This window comes from Mesorhizobium sp. M00.F.Ca.ET.216.01.1.1 (genome assembly GCF_004010325.2).
Taxonomy (GTDB): Bacteria; Pseudomonadota; Alphaproteobacteria; order Rhizobiales; family Rhizobiaceae; genus Mesorhizobium.
In genome coordinates, this window is record NZ_SADR02000626.1 from 1 (window position 1) to 279 (window position 279).

At 55.6% G+C, this 279-nt stretch carries 1 protein-coding gene; it reads right to left on the bottom strand.

Annotated elements, in window-relative coordinates; genetic code table 11:
* Positions 1–279: glutathione S-transferase N-terminal domain-containing protein (locus tag EN859_RS37695; RefSeq protein WP_210237794.1), on the bottom strand; the 279-nt coding region annotated here is incomplete at both ends.

A 279-nucleotide genomic window follows, 5' to 3' on the forward strand; every position in this document is an offset into this window, starting at 1 on the left:
TCGATCTTCGCGCGCGCCACCGGTTCAGAGGGATATAGGCGCTCGCCGCCATAGCGGGAGGCAAGGTAACGGATAATCGAGTTCGATTCCCACAACACAAAGTCGCCGTCTTTAAGGACTGGGACAAGCCCGTTCGGATTCAGCGCAAGAAATTCAGCGTCGTTGGGGTCCTTAAAGCCTGCGCCCCAGTCCTCCCGTTCAAACGGAAGCTGCAGTTCTGAGCACGTCCACAGCACTTTTCGAACATTGATGGAGGACGCTTTCCCGAGGATTTTCAAC